15 protein-coding genes and 1 tRNA gene are annotated in these 16414 nt (G+C 60.9%); 6 read left to right on the top strand and 10 right to left on the bottom strand.

All coding sequences use genetic code 11. The features are described from left to right. Nucleotides 1–241 precede the first annotated feature (241 nt). From CSQ91_RS01235 to CSQ91_RS01220, 4 genes are all read right to left on the bottom strand, one after another. A tRNA-Ser gene (locus tag CSQ91_RS01235) sits at nucleotides 242–331 on the bottom strand. A 76-nt stretch (nucleotides 332–407) separates the two neighbouring features. Then, a complete protein-coding gene (gene serS / locus CSQ91_RS01230) occupies nucleotides 408–1697 on the bottom strand; it encodes a serine--tRNA ligase (RefSeq protein ID WP_070254932.1) in 1290 nt (429 codons plus the stop codon). A gap of 147 nt (nucleotides 1698–1844) precedes the next feature. Beyond that, nucleotides 1845–2048, bottom strand: a complete 204-nt coding sequence (locus CSQ91_RS01225) for a hypothetical protein (RefSeq protein WP_034786145.1) — start codon at nucleotides 2046–2048, stop codon at nucleotides 1845–1847. 276 nt (nucleotides 2049–2324) lie between these two features. Beyond that, nucleotides 2325–3746 carry an aminotransferase-like domain-containing protein gene (locus tag CSQ91_RS01220; protein WP_099388519.1) on the bottom strand — a complete coding sequence of 474 codons (1422 nt, stop codon included), beginning with the start codon at nucleotides 3744–3746 and terminating at the stop codon, nucleotides 2325–2327. Nucleotides 3747–3926: 180 nt separating this feature from the next. Between CSQ91_RS01220 and CSQ91_RS01215 the strand changes: the two genes are divergently transcribed. Beyond that, on the top strand, nucleotides 3927–4217 hold the full coding sequence (locus CSQ91_RS01215; protein WP_180278310.1) for a DUF2917 domain-containing protein: 291 nt from the start codon (nucleotides 3927–3929) through the stop codon (nucleotides 4215–4217). Beyond that, a complete protein-coding gene (locus tag CSQ91_RS01210) occupies nucleotides 4214–4954 on the top strand; it encodes an NAD-dependent epimerase/dehydratase family protein (RefSeq protein ID WP_099387149.1) in 741 nt (246 codons plus the stop codon). Before CSQ91_RS01215 ends, CSQ91_RS01210 begins: the two co-directional genes overlap by 4 nt. A gap of 2 nt (nucleotides 4955–4956) precedes the next feature. Here CSQ91_RS01210 and CSQ91_RS01205 read toward each other — a convergent pair whose 3' ends face one another. The 3 genes from CSQ91_RS01205 to CSQ91_RS01195 form a co-directional block, all read right to left on the bottom strand. Next, on the bottom strand, nucleotides 4957–6276 hold the full coding sequence (locus tag CSQ91_RS01205) for a replication-associated recombination protein A (RefSeq protein ID WP_099387148.1): 1320 nt from the start codon (nucleotides 6274–6276) through the stop codon (nucleotides 4957–4959). Between the two features lie 73 nt (nucleotides 6277–6349). Continuing rightward, complete coding sequence (lolA, locus tag CSQ91_RS01200; protein ID WP_034786149.1) at nucleotides 6350–7006, bottom strand: outer membrane lipoprotein chaperone LolA; 657 nt, start codon at nucleotides 7004–7006, stop codon at nucleotides 6350–6352. 5 nt (nucleotides 7007–7011) lie between these two features. After that, nucleotides 7012–9372 (bottom strand): DNA translocase FtsK, encoded by a 2361-nt coding sequence (locus CSQ91_RS01195; protein ID WP_099387147.1) that lies wholly within the window; start codon nucleotides 9370–9372, stop codon nucleotides 7012–7014. 216 nt (nucleotides 9373–9588) lie between these two features. Here CSQ91_RS01195 and trxB point away from each other — a divergent pair, with 216 nt between their 5' ends. The 3 genes from trxB (at nucleotide 9589) to CSQ91_RS01180 (ending at nucleotide 11974) form a co-directional block, all read left to right on the top strand. After that, nucleotides 9589–10542, top strand: a complete 954-nt coding sequence (gene trxB, locus CSQ91_RS01190; protein ID WP_034786153.1) for a thioredoxin-disulfide reductase — start codon at nucleotides 9589–9591, stop codon at nucleotides 10540–10542. A gap of 7 nt (nucleotides 10543–10549) precedes the next feature. Beyond that, nucleotides 10550–11224 (top strand): Smr/MutS family protein, encoded by a 675-nt coding sequence (locus CSQ91_RS01185; RefSeq protein WP_099387146.1) that lies wholly within the window; start codon nucleotides 10550–10552, stop codon nucleotides 11222–11224. Nucleotides 11225–11344: 120 nt separating this feature from the next. After that, on the top strand, nucleotides 11345–11974 hold the full coding sequence (locus CSQ91_RS01180) for a trimeric intracellular cation channel family protein (RefSeq protein WP_034786156.1): 630 nt from the start codon (nucleotides 11345–11347) through the stop codon (nucleotides 11972–11974). Between the two features lie 216 nt (nucleotides 11975–12190). On the opposite strand, the gene CSQ91_RS01175 is transcribed toward CSQ91_RS01180, so the two are convergent. Next, on the bottom strand, nucleotides 12191–12529 hold the full coding sequence (locus tag CSQ91_RS01175) for a P-II family nitrogen regulator (RefSeq protein WP_034758685.1): 339 nt from the start codon (nucleotides 12527–12529) through the stop codon (nucleotides 12191–12193). Nucleotides 12530–12570: 41 nt separating this feature from the next. Continuing rightward, nucleotides 12571–14187 (bottom strand): NAD+ synthase, encoded by a 1617-nt coding sequence (locus tag CSQ91_RS01170; RefSeq protein WP_099387145.1) that lies wholly within the window; start codon nucleotides 14185–14187, stop codon nucleotides 12571–12573. A gap of 91 nt (nucleotides 14188–14278) precedes the next feature. Here CSQ91_RS01170 and CSQ91_RS01165 point away from each other — a divergent pair, with 91 nt between their 5' ends. Further along, nucleotides 14279–15412 (top strand): GNAT family N-acetyltransferase, encoded by a 1134-nt coding sequence (locus CSQ91_RS01165; RefSeq protein ID WP_099387144.1) that lies wholly within the window; start codon nucleotides 14279–14281, stop codon nucleotides 15410–15412. 50 nt (nucleotides 15413–15462) lie between these two features. Here the strand turns inward: CSQ91_RS01165 and ppa are convergent, their stop codons facing one another. Further along, nucleotides 15463–16005: an inorganic diphosphatase gene (ppa, locus tag CSQ91_RS01160; protein WP_034786159.1), complete on the bottom strand. Its 543-nt coding sequence runs from the start codon at nucleotides 16003–16005 to the stop codon at nucleotides 15463–15465. Nucleotides 16006–16414: the final 409 nt, after the last annotated feature.

Here is a 16414-nt window from a genome sequence, read left to right as displayed (position 1 = left end):
TGAGGGCTGGTAGCCAAACCAAAAAACCAATTGGTCGATTCGGGGAGCCTCGTACAAGGCGCGGCTCGCCTTTGTAGACGCCACCTTGGCGCACGCGTGAAAACCAATTGGACGATTCGGGGAGCCTCGCGCGAGTACGCGCTCGTCTTCGAATCCCACGCGCAAGGCGCGCAGGAGCCTTGCTCCTCTTCGCCGCCACAAATAAAAAAAGCTCCCTTGCGGGAGCTTTCTCTATTTGTTCTGGCGGAGAGGGTGGGATTCGAACCCACGGTACGATTTAACGTACGCTTGATTTCGAGTCAAGTACATTCGACCACTCTGCCACCTCTCCATTTGCTGCGGTCTTTCCCGCATTGCTGCGAGAAGGCAAGATTATAGCAGCCCGCGGCGAAAAGAAAAGGACTATTTTAGGCCTTCAGATGCGTCAGGCCACCCATGTACGGGCGCAGCACGGCCGGGATCTCGACGCTGCCGTCTGCCTGCTGGTAGTTTTCCAGCACGGCCACCAGGGTGCGGCCCACGGCCAGGCCTGAACCGTTCAGGGTGTGGGCCAGTTCCGGCTTGCCGGCGGCGTTACGGAAACGCGCCTGCATGCGGCGGGCCTGGAAGGCTTCGCAGTTCGACAGGGACGAGATTTCGCGGTAGGTGTTTTGCGCCGGCAGCCACACTTCCAGGTCGAAGGTCTTGGTGGCGCCGAAACCCATGTCGCCCGTGCACAGCGACATCACGCGGTATGGCAGGCCCAGGCGTTGCAAAATCGTTTCCGCATGGCCGACCATTTCATCGAGCACCTGGTACGACGTGTCCGGATGCACCACTTGCACCATTTCCACCTTGTCGAACTGGTGCTGGCGGATCATGCCCCGCGTGTCGCGGCCGTAGCTGCCCGCTTCCGAACGGAAGCATGGCGTATGGGCCGTCATTTTCAGGGGCAGTTGATCCAGCGCGAGGATTTCATCGCGTGCGATATTGGTCAGCGACACTTCCGACGTCGGGATCAGGTAGAAGGTCTCGCCCTCGCCTTCCGCGCCGCCTTTTTTCACCGAGAACAGATCGGCTTCGAATTTCGGCAACTGGCCCGTGCCGCGCAGCGAATCGGCGTTGACCATGTACGGCGTATAGCATTCCGTGTAGCCGTGCTCGTCCACGTGCGTGTTGAGCATGAATTGCGCCAGCGCGCGGTGCAGGCGGGCGATGCCGCCCTTCATGACGGAGAAGCGCGAACCGGTCAGCTTGGTGGCCACTTCGAAATCGAGGCCCAGCGGGCCGCCCACATCGACGTGATCCTTGACTTCAAAGTCAAAAGTGCGTGGCGTGCCGACCTTGCGCACTTCCACGTTGCCCGACTCGTCCGTACCCAGAGGCGACGATTCGTGCGGCAAATTCGGCACGGCCATGATGAAGTCGCTCAGCTTGGCTTGCACTACGCTCAGGGCAGCTTCATCGGCTTTCAATTCATCGCCCAGGCCGGCCACTTGCGCCATCACGGCCGAGGTGTCTTCCCCCTTGCCTTTCAACATGCCGATTTGCTTGGACAGCGCATTGCGCTTGCCTTGCAGCTCTTCGGTGCGCGTCTGGATCGCCTTGCGTTCGGCTTCGAGGGCATTGAAACCTGCCACGTCGAGCTGGAATTTGCGCGTCGCCAGGCGTTCTGCGACGGTGGCGATGTCTTTACGGAGAAGTTGGATATCTATCATGGGTGGATGGCGGTGCCGATGTATCGAAAGCACTCATTGTACCAAGACCCGTTCAGTTCTTTATGAGTTTTGCACATGGCCAACCATCGTCATGGCGGCATAGCCGGGCACTCGCACCCGCTTTACATTGTCTGCTTGGCTTATTGCTTAAATGAACGCGGCTTTTTCGGCAGCGGTCAGGCGGCGGGCGCTGACGGTAACGACAGGCATCGTACTGTCGGCAGCCTGAGCGATCACGGTGCTGCTGGCGCTCACTTCCACCGTATTCGCGCCGGCGGTGGCGAAGCTGGCGCCGATGGCGATGATGGCGGCGGCGACAAAGGTGATTTCCATGTTTTTCAGTGCGTTCATGATGTTACTCCTGGTTAGTTTGTTTCGTTGACTGCTGCTGGTATGGTGGTACTTTAGCCAACGGCCGCGAACAACGCCACCGGCTTGCGACCAGCGGCGAAAAACAGGGAGCGAACGGTGAAAAACGGGGACTGAAGGGAAAACGAGGGAATGAACAACGCCTGACAAAACCGTAGCGAGCGGCAGTGATTTGTGGCTAAGAAGCGCAACTGTGCTGTAGCACAGTGAGCATCGCAGGCCGCAAAGCGCGCCGCGCAGTAGGTTTTGACAGGCGTTCTACAAGGCGTCCTTGACCAGACGTCCCAGGCGGCCGATGGCCTGCTCGATGCGCGGCGTCCACGCATTGCCGCAATTGAGACGCAGATAATTGCCGAACTTGCCCGAGGCCGAGAACAGCTGGCCCGGCATATACGCCACGCCTTCCGCGATGGCCTGGCCGTGCAGTGCCAGCGCATCGATTTGCGGCGGCATCTGCACCCACAGCACGAAACCGCCCTGCGGCTCGGACAGCATGCAGTCCGCCGGGAAGCTGGCCGCCACGGCGTCGGACATGCGGGCGATGCGCTGCACCAGGGTGCGCCGCATCTTGCGCAGCTGCTGGTCATAACTGCTGCCTTCCAAAAAGTCGGCCAGCACGGCTTGGAAGAAATGGCTGGTGGCACCGCTCGACACGGTTTTGAGCAAAGCCACTTCCTGCGCGAAACGCCCGGCCAGCACGTAGCCGACGCGCGACGCGGGCGTGATGGCCTTGGAAAACGAGGAGCACAGCAGCACATTGCCGCTCGTATCGTAGGCTTTCACGGGCCACGGCCGCTGCGGTGCAAAGCACAGGTCGCCATACACGTCGTCCTCCACCAACGGAATATTGAATTCCGACAGCAGGCCCGCCAGCCGTTTCTTGTTTGCTTCCGGCATGACGCAGCCGAGCGGGTTGTTCGCGTTCGGCACGAACAGGCACGCTTGGACGAGTCCGGCACGCAGGGCCAGCTCGAGCGCGTCGAGCGACGGCCCCGTCTTCGGGTCGGTGGGAATTTCCAGCGCCTTCATACCCAGGCTTTCGATCATCTGCAGCAGCACGAAATACGTGGCCGACTCGATGGCGATGGTGTCGCCCGGCTTGGCGACGGCGCGCAGGCACAGGCTGATCGCTTCCGTGCAGGAATTCGTCACGACGATCTCGTGCGGGTCCAGCTTGCCCCAGTCCAGCGCCCTGCGCGCAACCTGGCGCAGGAAATTGCCTTCGCTGACGTCGTAGCAGCTGACCTTGCTCAATAAAGCGGGTTCGCGCCGCGCCACGGCGCTGATGGTGCGCTGCATGCGCTTGATGGGCAGTATCTCGTCGGGCGGCCAGGCCGTGCCCAGCTGCACGATATTCGTCGTCTCGTTGTCCTTCAGCACGCGCATCAACAGATTGTTGATGCCGACGAAGGCCGGCTCCTTCAAATGCTGGGCGTCGGCACTGCACGGGCGGCGCGGCGCCCGGTGGCGCACGAAATAGCCGGACTGGGGCCGCGCATCGACCTGCCCCCGGTCTTCCATCAAGCGCAAGGCTTGCATCACGGTACTGATGGAGATGCGCTTTTGCTGCGCCAGGTGGCGGATCGACGGCAGGCGGTCGCCGGGCGCAAATACGCGCGAGTCGATCAAGGCGCCCAGCTCGTTGGCCAAGTGCTCGTACAGATTCAAATGCGCGCTCATGTTCATCCTTTCAGTATGCGGCTGCCGCGCGTCGCCGGCACAGATACAGTTGCCGAGTTTTTTGATAAGCACAGTCTACGACAAGGGACACTGTATTCATGACAATTTCGTTTTCCTGCATCTGTCATGGTTCATTGCAAGGGCCTAAGCTGTTCCTGTCAGCACAACAGGAGCGATCCCATGCATACCGACCACGAATTACGCAGCGAACGGCCTTTACGCCTGGAAAAAGCGCATGCCAAGGTCATCGAATGCCTGTCCGGCACGGCGTGGATCACGGCCTACGCCCAGCTCGAGGATTGCGTGCTGCGCAGCGGCGAACGCTATACGATACCGAATGACGGCCTGGTGCTGGTCGAAGCCGTGGGCAGCGGACACATCCGCGTGCATGGGACTGCCGCACCCCGCCCCGCCCTGCTGCGCTGGCTGAACCTGGCACTGCCTCACACCTTGAATATTAGGAATACATGACTCAAGCACCACCACTGCGCGTCCTCGTCACGGGCGCCGCTGGCGTTATCGGCACCGTTTTCTGGAAGAGCCGGCACAGGGAATTCTCCCTGCGCCTGGCCGACCTGCACACAGGCAAGCTGGCCGAAGCGCCCTGCCCATCCATTCAACTCGACGTGGCCGACTATGCCGCCTGCCTGGCCGCCTGCACCGATATCGATGTGGTACTGCACCTGGCCGGCGTGCCGCACGCCAGCGCCGATTTCGATGCGCAACTGCTGCAGCCGAATATCCTCGGCACGCACAACATCTTCCGCGCGGCACAGGCGCAGGGCGTGAAAAGAGTCGTGTTTGCCAGCAGCGCGCAAGCCATCGAAGGCTATCCGCTGGATATGCAAGTGCAGGAAAACATGCCGGCGCGACCCGCAAACATGTATGGCGCCAGCAAGGCCTTCGGAGAAGGCGTGGCCTCCGCGTTCGCGCACCAGCATGGCATGACGGCGATTGCGGTGCGCATCGCCAACGTGGCCAACTTTGCGCCAGGCCAGCAGCACAGCGCGCGCGACGTGGCCGCCTTCATCAGCGAACGGGACGTGGTGCAATTGCTGGCCCGCTGCGTGGCGGCGGACGTGCCGGCCGGCTACCACGTCGTGCATGGGGTGTCGGACAACCGCTACAAGCGGCTGTCCATCGCGGCGACGCGCCAGCTGGTGGGATACGCGCCGCAGGACGACGGTTTTACCTTGCTGGGCCTGTAGCCTCAGCCCTTGCTGGCTGGTTTTCCCGCTTTGCGGTCCAGCTCGCGCAGCCAGGCCAATTTATCGGCGATCTTGCTTTCCAGGCCGCGCGGCACGGGCTGGTACCAGCCCGGTTCGGCCATGCCGTCCGGAAAATAGGTTTCGCCGGCCGCGTAGGCATCGGGCTCGTCGTGCGCATAGCGGTAGGCGTGGCCGTAGCCCAGTTCCTTCATCAGCTTCGTCGGCGCATTGCGCAAGTGCACGGGCACTTCCTTGGATTTATCTTTCTTGACGAAAGCCATGGCCGTATTGAACGCGTTATAGCCGGCATTGCTTTTCGCGGCAATCGCCAGGTAAATCACGGCCTGGCCCAGCGCCAGCTCGCCTTCCGGCGAACCGAGGCGTTCATACGTTTCCGCCGCGTCATTGACCATGGTCAAGGCACGGGGATCGGCCAGGCCGATGTCTTCCCAGGCCATGCGCACGATGCGCCGCGACAAATAACGGGGGTCGGCGCCGCCATCGATCATGCGGCAAAACCAGTACAGGGCCGCGTCCGGGTTCGAGCCGCGCACGGATTTATGCAGTGCGGAAATCTGATCATAGAAATTGTCGCCACCCTTGTCGAAGCGGCGCGAATTCAAGGTCAGCGCATTGTCGACAAAGGCCGCGTCGATCTTCGTCGTGCCCGTCGAACTGGCGGCCGTCTCGGCCTGCTCCAGCAAATTCAGGAAGCGCCGCGCATCGCCATCCGCGTAGCCGATCAGGGTATCGGCCGCCGCCTCGTCGAAGGTCAGGTGCGTCAGCGCGGAACTTTGCGCCTTGGCCAGCAACTGCTTCATCTCGTCTTCGTTGAGCGATTTCAATACATACACTTGCGCGCGCGACAGCAGCGCCGAGTTCACTTCAAAGCTGGGGTTTTCCGTCGTGGCGCCAATGAACGTCACCAGGCCCGATTCCACGAAGGGCAGCAAGGCGTCCTGCTGCGACTTGTTGAATCTGTGGATTTCGTCGACGAACAGCAGGGTGTGCTTGCCGAACTGGTCCAGGCTGTGGCGGGCCTGGTCCATGGCTGCACGGATATCTTTTACGCCAGCAAACACGGCTGACAGGGCGATGAATTCGCTGTCGAAGGCGTTCGCCATCAGGCGCGCCAGGGTCGTCTTGCCCACGCCGGGCGGCCCCCACAAGATCATCGAGTGGGCCTTGCCCGCCTCGAACGCCAGGCGCAGCGGTTTGCCCACGCCCAGCAGGTGCGTCTGGCCGATGACTTCGTTCAGTGTGGCCGGCCGCAAGGCTTCAGCCAGCGGCTGGCGCGGTGCGGTGGAAAAGAGATCCGCCATAATGAGTTACCTAATAAGAATGCAAAAGCCCCGCATTGCTGCGAGGCCGGCTCATACGCAAGGCGCGACAGTCTTAATTATTAATGACGTCGGCGCCCTTGGGCATGACAAATTTAAAGTGATTGGCCGAAAGCGCCGGATTTTTCTGGAAGTTCTTGAACGCCAGCACCGACGTCTGGCCGAACGAATCACGCAACTCCATCGCTTCCGGCACGCCGTTGCGCAAGCCGATGGTGATTTCATCAAACGTCGTGTCCTTGGCTTTCGGCGTGGCCTTCAGCCATTCCAGGCCATCGCGCGTGCCCGCTTCGGCCAGGGTGAAATTCTTTTCCAGGTCGTTGCTGCCAAACAGGATGGCGGCTGGCGAGGAGCCGAGCGCGTCGCCCAGTTTCTTCACCGTCACCTGGCTCAAGTCCTTGTCGTAGATGTACAGCTTGTCGCCGTCCGCTTGCAGCAGCTGCTCGTACGGCTTCAGATACGTCCAGATGAACTTGCCCGGACGGGCAAACTCGAACGTGCCGCTGGCCGGCGTCGACACTTTCGCCTTGCCGCTGGCATCCGCCTTTTTGACTTGCCGCTGCACGAACTCGCCCTTTGCCGACTTGGTGCCGGCCGCAAAGCTCTTGAATTGCTCGAGGGCGCTGGCCGAGGCGCTGGCCGCGAACAGCAGGCTACAGGCAACGCTGGCTGCGCCAATCATCATTTTTGCTGCGAAAGTCGTGTTCTTCATTCTGTTTACCCTTGTTCACTACTGGCCGCCGGCACCAGGATTTCCCGGTTGCCATTGGATTGCATGGTTGAGACCACCCCGCTCTGCTCCATCTGCTCAAGCAGACGGGCGGCGCGGTTGTAGCCGATGCGCAAATGACGCTGCACCAGCGAAATCGAGGCGCGGCGGTTTTTCAGCACCACCGCCACCGCCTGGTCGTACAGGGCATCGGCCTCGCCGCCGCCCTCGCCCGGCGCGCCGCCTTCGGCGCCATCGCCTTCCAGGGTGCCGCCTTCGAGGATGCCCTCGATGTAATTCGGTTCGCCCTGCAGCTTGAGATGGCTGACAACGCGGTGGACTTCTTCATCGGAAACAAACGCACCGTGAACGCGCATCGGCAAGCCGGTGCCGGGCGGCATGTACAACATGTCACCCATGCCCAGCAGGGTTTCCGCGCCCATCTGGTCGAGAATGGTGCGCGAGTCGATCTTCGACGATACCTGGAAGGCGATACGCGTCGGGATATTTGCCTTGATCAGGCCCGTGATCACGTCTACAGATGGGCGCTGCGTGGCCAGAATCAAGTGCAAGCCGGCGGCGCGCGCCTTTTGCGCGATACGCGCGATCAATTCCTCGACTTTTTTACCCACCACCATCATCAGATCGGCCAGCTCATCGATGATGATGACGATGGTCGGCAGTTTTTCCAGCGGCTCCGGCGAATCCGGCGTCAGGCTGAACGGATTCGGGATATGTTCCTCGCGCTTTTTCGCCTCGGCAATCTTCGCGTTATAGCCAGCCAGGTTACGCACGCCCATCTTGCTCATCAGCTTGTAGCGGCGTTCCATCTCGTTCACGGCCCAGTTCAGCGCATGGCCAGCCTGGCGCATGTCCGTCACGACGGGCGCCAGCAAGTGCGGAATGCCTTCATACACGGACATTTCCAGCATCTTCGGATCGATCAGGATCAGGCGCACATCGAGCGGATCGGACTTGTACAGCAGCGACAAAATCGTCGCATTGATGCCGACCGACTTACCGGAACCGGTGGTGCCGGCCACCAGCAAGTGGGGCATCTTGGCCAGATCCGCCACGACGGGCTTGCCGGCGATATCCTTGCCCAGCGCAATCGTCAGGCTGGACACGCCATCGTTGTAGACCTTGGAGCCGAGGATTTCCGTCAGGCGCACGATCTGGCGTTTACTATTCGGCAGTTCCAGCGCCATGTAGTTCTTGCCGGGAATGGTTTCCACCACCCTGATTGACGTCAAGGACAGCGAACGGGCCAGGTCGCGCGCCAGGCCGACGATCTGACTGCCCTTGACGCCCGTGGCCGGCTCGATTTCATAGCGCGTCACCACCGGGCCGGGGTAAGCGGCCACTACCTTGGCATCCACGCCAAAGTCGGACAATTTCTTTTCGATCAGGCGGCTAGTAAACTCCAGGGTTTCCACGGAGACTGTTTCCACCACGGGCGGCGCTTCATCGAGCAAGGACAGCGGCGGCAGCTTGCCGTCGCCGGGGGTTTCAAACAAATGCGCCTGGCGTTCCTTTTCCACGCGCTCCGATTTCACCACCGTCACAACCTGCGGCTCGATCTTCATGGGTGGCGCGGCCACATGTTTCTCCACGTGCTTGGCCCGCTCGATTACCACCACCTCGTCGCGGCGCACGGCGGCCACTTCGCCCTGGCGGCGGTCTTCGCGGTCCTGGTAGCGCAGCACGAACCAGTTGAAGGCGTCTTCGATGGCGCCGCCGATGCGCTCGGCCACTTGCAGCCAGGACACGTGGAAGAACAGACTGAAACCCAGGCCGAACAGCAGCAACAGCAGCAAGGTCGCGCCCGTAAAACCGAAGGCCACGTGGGCCGAGTGCCCCACCAGCTGGCCCAGCACGCCGCCCGGATCGCGCGGCAGCTGCACGTGCAGACTTTTCGCCATGCGCAGGTATTCCAGGCCCATGCTGCCGATCAGCATGATGGAGAAGCCGACGATGCGGATCAGCATCTCGACATGGTGCTCGCGCTCCACCTCTTCCTCTTCCAGCAGGAAGCGCTTACTCAACCGGCGATAGCCATGCCACACCGTGCGCAGCAGCCACACGCACCACCACCAGGCGGAAAAGCCGAAGATATACAGCAACAGATCGGAAAAGGTCGCACCGAGCTTGCCGCCCAGGTTGGCCACCTTGTCGACGTTGGTGGCGTGCGACCAGCCGGGGTCGAGCTTGTTGAAGCTGGCCAGTATCAGCACGAAATACAGGGCAAACGCGGCCAGCGCGAACCAGCGCGCCTCGGACAGCAGCCGCACCAGCCGGTTGGGCAAGGGCCGGCGTTCGACCGGTTTTCGGGTGTAGCTATTTTGATTGGCCTGGGCTGGTTTAGTCATTCTGGGAAGCGCTGCAAGGTGATAAATGTTTCTGAAAGGGAATTTCCCATAATAAGGAAGTATTCTAAGCCATATATGCCCCGGACGGCCCCACGATTCGTCGCTACAGGCGGCTTGGTCTATAATCGTGGATTGCTTGCACAAGCGCAATACGCCCTTGTTCTTCGCGCGTATGCCCCCAATTCGGATAGACCCCACTCATAGAGAAGCCTCATTATGACCACTACCAAACACGCCCGCGTTTTGATCCTCGGCTCCGGCCCAGCCGGCTACAGCGCCGCCGTCTACGCCGCCCGCGCCAACCTGAACCCGATGCTGGTCACCGGCGTGGAACAAGGCGGTCAATTGATGACCACCACCGACGTGGAAAACTGGCCTGGCGATCCGATGGGCGTGCAAGGTCCGGACCTGATGCAGCGCCTGTTGCAGCACGCCGAGCGTTTCAATACGGAAATCGTGTTTGACCACATCCACACCACCTTCCTGAATGAAAAACCGATCCGCCTGAAGGGCGACAGCCACGAATATACGTGCGACACGCTGATCATCGCCACAGGCGCGTCCGCGCAATACCTGGGCCTGCCATCGGAAGCGGAATTCATGGGCAAGGGCGTGTCCGCCTGCGCCACCTGCGATGGTTTCTTCTACCGCAATCAGGAAGTGGCTGTCGTCGGCGGTGGCAACACGGCCGTCGAGGAAGCGCTGTACCTGTCGAACATCGCCAATAAAGTCACGCTGATCCACCGCCGCGACAAGTTCCGCGCCGAAGCGATTTTGATCGACCGCCTGAACGCCAAGGTTGCCGAAGGCAAGATTGTGTTGAAATATAACCACACCCTGGACGAAGTGACGGGCAACGAAGGCGGTGTGACGGGCCTGAACATCAAGTCGACCATCGACGGCAAGGTCGAAGCGTTGAGCGTGCACGGCGTGTTCATCGCCATCGGCCACAAGCCGAACACGGGCATCTTCGAAGGCCAGCTGGAAATGCACAACGGCTACATCAAGACCAAGACGGGCCTGGAAGGCATGGCCACCGCCACCAGCGCGCCGGGCGTGTTTGCGGCTGGCGACGTGCAAGACCACATCTACCGCCAGGCCATCACCAGCGCCGGCACGGGTTGCATGGCAGCACTGGACGCCCAGCGCTACCTGGAAGGCCAGGAGTAAGCGGCGCATGGCGTCGATGAAAGACTTTGCCGACCTGAAAGCGGTCAGCAAGCAGCTCAAGGAGCAGGCCGATGCGCGCGCGCAAGCTGCGGCTGAGCGCGCGCAGCAGGTGAAAGTGCAGGCCGTGGAGAGCAATCTGTTCAAGGCCAGCATCGGCGGCGTCAAGCGCCTGCCCGAGTCGGACCGCTACGTGCCCAGCCTGCCCAAGGCCGGTGCCATGGCGGCCCAGCAGCCGGCCCGCAAGCTGTCTCCGGAAGAGGACGATGCGGCCGTGCTGCGCGAATCGCTGTCGGACTTGTTCGAGGTCGACCACTACCTGGAAAACGATCCGGCCCTGAACTACGCCCGCCCCGGCGTGGGCCCGGACGTGATCAAGAAGATGCGCAAGGGCCACTGGCCCATCCAGGATGAGCTGGACTTGCACGGCTTGCGCCGCGACGAGGCGCGCGACGGCATCGGCGCCTTCCTGAACCAGGCGACAAGGCGCAAGCTGCGCTGCGTGCGCGTGATCCACGGCAAGGGTTTGGGCTCGAAAGGCCAGGAACCGGTCTTGAAATCGATGGTGCACAGCTGGCTCGTGCAAAAGGATGAAGTCATCGCCTTTTGCCAGGCGCGCCGCTCCGAAGGGGGCGATGGCGCACTGGTCGTATTGCTTTCTTCCGCACTGCAGCTCATCCGCTAGCCTTACAGCAAGATCACAATTCAATAACAAGTTCCGCACTGCACACGGCCCCGTTTGTCACCATTCGGGGCCGTGTCATGTTAACCTGTGACAATTATTTCCTGCTCAAACGCTCCACCCATGATGCCACCCCAATTGCCGCCTGGCTCGCTGATCAAGATCATTGAGGTCATCGCCATCCTGGTGGGCGCGTTTTCCGGCTTCATCGAAGCGCGCCGCAAGCGCATGGACCTGGTCGGCGTGTTCGTCGTGGCCTTCATCACGGCGTTTGGCGGGGGGACTTTGCGCGACATCCTGCTCGACAAGCGGCCCCTGTTCTGGGTGTCGCACCAGGAATACGCGATTCTCATCTTCGTGCTGGCCCTGACGGCCGCGCCCCTGATCCAGCACTTGCGCCAGATCGTCTCGGAACGCCTGATCGTCATCGCCGACGCCATCGGCCTGGGCATGTTCGCCATCGCGGGCGTGGCCGAAGCCATGCGCGCCGGCATGCCGATTTTTATTGCCTCGATGATGGGGGTGATTACGGGGATTTTCGGCGGCGTGATGCGCGACATCGTCTGCAACGAAGTGCCGATGGTGTTTCGCGACGGCAAACCGTACGCCATCTGCGCGTTTTTCGGCTGCTGGGCCTACCTGCTGCAAATGCACTTCGGTGCCGAGCACGACTTCGCGCTGTGGACCAGCGCCAGCGGCATCACGATTCTGCGCCTGATATGCTGGAAATTCGACATGCGGCTGGGGCGCTGAACCGCGCCGGGGCGTAATCCAGCAATATTATTCGCAACTCATGTCGGATTACGCGCACGCGCTAATCCGACCTACGGTCTGCTGAAGAACATCTACATAGCGCCTGCCAGAAGCGTAGCGAGCGGCAGCGATTTGTGGCTAAGAAGCGCAACCGTGCTGAAGCACGGTGAGCATCGCAGGCCGCAAAGCACGACGCGCAGTAGCTTATGGCTGGTGCTAGACCGCGTCCGGGCCGGTTTCGCCGGTACGGATGCGGATCACCTGCTCCACGTCGCGCACGAAGATCTTGCCATCGCCAATCTTGCCCGTGCGGGCCGCCTTGATGATGGCGTCGACCACCAGTTCCGACACGCTGTCGTCCACCACCACTTCGACTTTGACTTTCGGCAAGAAGTCGACCACGTACTCGGCGCCACGGTACAGCTCGGTATGCCCCTTCTGGCGGCCAAAGCCCTTCACTTCCGTCACGGTCAAGCCCGTCACGTTCACATCGGCCAGGGCCTCGCGCACTTCGTCGAGCTTGAATGGTTTGATGATGGCGGTAATCTGTTTCATGGCTACTCCTTAAAATTGTTGGATTGTGGACAGATGGCTGCTTATTCGTAAAACTTTGACGTGATGGGGTAGCGCCAGTCGCGGCCGAAGCCACGGTGCGTGACGCGGATGCCCACCGGCGACTGGCGCCGCTTGTATTCATTGATCTTGATCAGGCGCGTGACCCGGGCCACATCGGCCGGCGGGTAGCCAGCCTCGATAATCTCGGCGATCGGCCGGTTTTCTTCCATGTACAGCTGCATGATGCCGTCGAGCACGTCATATGGCGGCAAGGAATCCTGGTCCAGCTGGTCGGCGCGCAGCTCGGCCGACGGTCCGCGCGTCAGGATGCGCTCGGGAATCACGTCCGACACGCTGTTGCGCCAGGCACACAGGCGGTACACCAGGGTCTTGGCGATATCCTTGATGACGGCAAAGCCGCCAGCCATGTCGCCATACAGGGTGCAATAACCGACGGCCATCTCGCTCTTGTTGCCGGTCGTTAGCACGATGCTGCCATGCTTGTTCGACAGGGCCATCAGCAAGGTACCGCGGATGCGCGCCTGGATGTTTTCTTCCGTCGCGTCTTCCGCCAGTCCGGCGAACTCGTCAGCCAGGGTGGCGCGGAAAGCGTCGAAGGTTTGCTTGATCGGAATTTCATCGTAGCGCACATTGAGGCGTTTTACCATGTCGCGCGAATCGATCCACGAGATATCGGCCGTAAATTGCGACGGCATCATGACGGCGCGCACCTTGTCGGCGCCCAGCGCATCGACGGCGATGGCCAGGGTCAGGGCGGAATCGACGCCGCCCGACATGCCGATCAGCACGCCCGGGAAGCCGTTCTTGCCGATATAGTCGCGCACGCCCAGCACCAGCGCCTGGTACACCTGCGCTTCCGTCGTCAATGGCGCGGCCAGCGCTTGCGGCACGGGCGTGGCGCCGTCGAAGTCGACGACCTGCAAGTCTTCCTCGAAATGGCGCAGCTGGGCGCAGATCGTGCCGGCCGCATCCATGACAAACGAGTCGCCGTCGAAGATCAGCTCATCCTGGCCACCGACCAGGTTGGCGTAGACGAGGGCCATGCCTTGCGCGCTGACATTTTTGCGCATCGTTTCATAGCGCAGATGCTGCTTGTTCATGTGGTAGGGCGAGCCGTTCGGCACCAGCAGCACTTGCGCGCCGGCCGCGCGGGCGCGCATCGGTGCATGCTCGAACCACGTGTCTTCGCAGATATTGATGCCGAAACGCACGCCCTTCACGCCAAACACGAAAGCCTGGTCGGACGACGTAAAGTAACGCTTTTCATCAAACACGGTCGTATTCGGCAAATCGTGCTTGCGGTAGGTACCCAGCACTTCGCCGTTCAGCAGCACGGAGGCGGCATTGTGGCGTACGCCCTTCTCGTCTTGCAGGGGCAAGCCCACCACCACGTGCAAATCCTTGAACTGGGCCAGGTCGGCAGCCAGCCCGGCAAACGCTTCCTGCGTTTTTGCGTAGAATGCATTGCGCAGCAACAGGTCCTCGGGTGGATAGCCGACCAGCGACAGTTCCGGCGTGAGCACGATATCGGCGCCCGCCTCAAAGGCGCGGCGGGAAAGATCGAAGATCTTGGCACGGTTGCCGGCCAGATCGCCGACCGTACTATTCATTTGAGCAATTGCGACTTTGACTGTCATGATGATGATGGATATTTTCGTTCTATTAAACAAGACAGGGGCGCGCGGGCCGATGGCGGCGCCCCGAGAGTGATGAATGCACACTACAACAATGAATTATCGCACGGCTATCGTCACTACCCTGGCTGAAATTGGTGAAGCGGCCTGGTCTGAACTGCTGGCAAGCCAGGCGGAGGCCACTCCCTTCCTTTCCTACGCTTTTTTGCACGCGCTGCACGAGTCCGGCTGCGCCAGCGCGGACACGGGCTGGCAGCCGAATTACCTGGTGCTGTGGCAAGGCGATGTGCTGGCCGCCGCCCTGCCCCTGTACCTGAAAATGCACTCGTATGGCGAGTACGTGTTCGACTGGGCCTGGGCCGAGGCCTATCAGCAACATGGTCTCGAATATTACCCGAAACTGTTGTCCGCCATTCCGTTTACGCCCGTGAGCGGCACGCGCTTGCTGGCCCGCGATGGCGAGGCGCGCGCGGCCCTGCTGGCCTTCCTGCAAGCGCAGCAGCAAGCCAGCGAGGTGTCGTCCTGCCACATCCTGTTCCCGCCGGAAAGCGAAGCGCGCCAGCTGGCGCAAGCTGGCTATCTGATGCGTAGTGGCGTGCAGTTTCACTGGCTCAATCCCGGCTACACGGATTTCGAGCAATTCCTCGCCACGCTGGAACACAAGAAGCGCAAGAATATCCGCGCCGAGCGGCGCAAGGTGCGGGAAGCGGGCGTCACCATGCGCCAGGTGCGCGGCGTGGATGCTGTTGAGGCCGACTGGAAGCTGTTCCACCGCTGCTACAGCAATACCTATGCGGAACACCGCTCGTCGCCTTATCTGAGCCTGGACTTCTTCCGGCGCATAGGCGCCAGCATGCCGCAGAACATTCTATTGGTCATCGCCGAGCGCGAAGGCCGGGCCATTGCCGCCTCGCTGGTGATCCACACGGCCGACACCCTGTACGGCCGCTACTGGGGCGCGCTCGAGCACGTGCCCTGCCTGCATTTCGAGACGGCGTATTACCAGCCGCTGGAGTTTTGCATCGCGCAAGGCATCGCCACCTTCGAAGGGGGCGCCCAAGGCGAGCACAAGATGGCGCGCGGCTTCCTGCCGCAAAAGACCTGGTCCGCCCACTGGCTGGCGCACCCGGCCTTTGCGGACGCCGTGCAGCGCTTCCTCGAGCGCGAACGGGGCGGTATCGACGCCTACCTCGATGAATTGAACGAGCACAGTCCGTTTCGCGCATAAAAAAACGCTCCCGGCCATGACTGGCGGGGAGCGTTTTTTACTGGGTATTCTTAGGCTTTGGCAGCGTCAGTCTTGAAAGCGGCAACGCCGTTCAGGATTTCTTCCTTGGCCACTTCAGGACCATACCAGCCGTCGATCTTGACCCATTTGCCTTTTTCCAGATCTTTGTAGTGCTCAAAGAAATGCTGAATCTGGCGCAAACGCAGTTCGTTCAAGTCTTCCGGCTTTTGCCAGTGGCTGTAGATCGACAGGACCTTGTCGACTGGCACGGCCAGCACTTTCGCGTCTTCGCCCGACTCGTCGGTCATTTTCAGCACGCCGATAGGACGGCAGCGCACGACCACGCCCGGAATCAGCGGGAATGGGGTGATGACCAGCACGTCAACCGGGTCGCCGTCCGGCGACAGGGTGTTCGGCACATAGCCGTAGTTGCACGGGTAATGCATGGCGGTACCCATGAAGCGATCGACGAAAATCGCGCCGCTTTCCTTGTCGACTTCGTACTTGATCGGATCGGCGTTCATCGGGATTTCGATGACGACGTTGAAATCGTTCGGCAGGTCGCGGCCGGAAGAGACGTTATTCAAACTCATGGGGTTCCTCATTAGCGGATGGTGTTTTAACCGCGTAATTATAGCGAAGTACAGGCACCTTGTGCGATGCAGCAGCGGCCCGCCGGCATTTTGCACGTCACGCCAGCAACAGTGGCGTGCATGGCCCGCCGGCGCGCGCAACTGGCCATCGAGAGAATAAATAAACCATCGGCAATAATAAGTATAAACACCTAAGCAATACTACCGACACCTTGAATTAATGCCGATTGGATATCTGCGTATTTTCATTTGAATATCGCCACACACCAGGCATGGTTATTATAATCCGCATTGCATTTTTTGCAGCCACTTATAACAACAGTTTTATTCTCATTCATTCCGCGGCACCCCTGCATTATTGCGCGGCCACCCCGCCCTCTCCCCTCCAGGCGGCCTGCCAGCCCGGCAA

It is taken from the genome of Janthinobacterium sp. BJB301 (assembly GCF_002735685.1).
Lineage (GTDB): Bacteria > Pseudomonadota > Gammaproteobacteria > Burkholderiales > Burkholderiaceae_D > Janthinobacterium > Janthinobacterium lividum.
This window is presented reverse-complemented; position numbering and strand designations above follow the sequence as displayed.